Raw genomic sequence first — 1004 nt, forward strand, 5'->3', positions numbered from 1 at the left:
AGCATCCGGGTGCCGGACTCGCGGGCCTGGTCGTCCCAGCCGAAGACGCAGGTGGTGAGGACGCCGTCGAAGCCGATCCCGGCCAGCGCGGCGAAGGCCTCGTCGAAGTCCACGTCCCCGCGGCCGATCTCCATGTGCTGGTGCACGCGGACGGTGTTGCCCGGCGGGTTGGTGATGTAGCGCAGCCCGTCGGAGGCGCGGTGGTCCATCGAGTCGGCGACGTGCACGTGGGTGAGCAGGTCGCCGGCGGAGGCGATGATCCCCGGCGCGTCGTCGCCCTGGTGGAACGTGTGCGGCAGGCAGTACAGGAAGGAGACGCACGGCGAGTCGATGCCGCGCACCATGTCGAGCGCCGGGGAGCCGAGCTCGATGAAGTCGTCGGGGTGCGGCTCGAGGGCGAGCTTGACGCCCTCGCGCTCGAGGATCGGCAGCAGCTCCTCCATCGACCGCCAGAACATCGCCTCGGCGAGCTCCGGCGCCTCGGGCCGGCCGTTGAACTCCGAGTTCAGCGTGTCCACGCCGAGCTCGACGCAGATCTCGATCGCCCGTTTCCAGTAGCGGACGGCGGCCTGCCGCTCCACCTCGCCGGGGCCCGACCAGCGCATCACCGGCAGCAGCGAGGTGACGCCGACGCCGGCGTCGGCCAGCCTGGACCGGAGGGCCCGCACGGTGGCGGTGTCCACCCGCGGGTGCTTGAAGAAGGGCACGAAGTCCTCGCGGGGGGACAGCTCGATCCACTCGTAGCCCAGGCCGGCCACCACGTCGGGCAGCTCCAGCAGCGGGACGGTGCGCAGCATCTGCGGGTCCAGCGCGATCCTCACCGGGTCTCCAGCCGGATCTCGGTGCGCTGCCCGGTGCGCAGTGCCTCGACCCCGGCCGCGCACACCGCCTGGGCGGCGTAGCCGTCCCACGCGCCCGGGCCGTCGATCCCACCGCGGCGGGCGGCGTCCACCCACCGCTGCAGCTCGATGTCGTAGGCGCGGCCGAACCGCTGCCGGAAGTCC

At 72.7% G+C, this 1004-nt stretch carries 2 protein-coding genes; both read right to left on the bottom strand.

Features of this window, described 5'->3' with window-relative positions:
- Nucleotides 1-821 (bottom strand): sugar phosphate isomerase/epimerase family protein (locus ABQ292_RS26525; protein ID WP_369210691.1); only part of this gene is annotated, 821 nt, incomplete at its 3' end.
- A partial coding sequence (locus ABQ292_RS26530; protein ID WP_369210692.1) for a Gfo/Idh/MocA family oxidoreductase occupies nucleotides 818-1004 on the bottom strand: 187 nt, incomplete at its 5' end. The genes ABQ292_RS26530 and ABQ292_RS26525, both read right to left, overlap by 4 nt.

This window comes from Geodermatophilus maliterrae (assembly GCF_041018925.1).
Lineage (GTDB): Bacteria > Actinomycetota > Actinomycetes > Mycobacteriales > Geodermatophilaceae > Geodermatophilus > Geodermatophilus maliterrae.